General features: G+C 62.5%; 1 pseudogene. It reads right to left on the bottom strand.

From position 1 onward, the window contains the following. Window positions 1–323 (bottom strand): annotated as a pseudogene (locus EOB49_RS35000) (hypothetical protein); the annotation flags it as partial.

Here is a 323-nt window from a genome sequence, read left to right as displayed (position 1 = left end):
GATGGCCTTGCCCTGGTATTCGACCGTCCAGCGCCCGTCGCCGTGGCTGGTGAGCCTGTCGATGGCGAAACCGGCGTCGACCGGTCTATCGCGCCAGGGAAGCTCGATGGCATTCTTCCTCAGATCGAGTGCCCATCGCCTGTAGTCGGTCCCGGCACGCTGGTGCGGCAGCACGCCAGCCTGTTCGAGTATCTTCCTGCGGAAGGTCGGCTGCTTCTTGATCTGGCCTGTCGTGAGCTCGACACGATGCCCGCGAAACTCGACATGCCAGCGGATCCTCCCATTGCCGAAATACTTGACCAGCCTGTCGATGACGAACTCGC

Origin of the sequence: Mesorhizobium sp. M7A.F.Ca.MR.148.00.0.0, from assembly GCF_003997735.1 — a bacterium.
Lineage (GTDB): Bacteria > Pseudomonadota > Alphaproteobacteria > Rhizobiales > Rhizobiaceae > Mesorhizobium.
The sequence above is the reverse complement of the archived record's forward strand: the minus strand, read 5'-3'. Positions and strand labels throughout refer to the sequence as shown.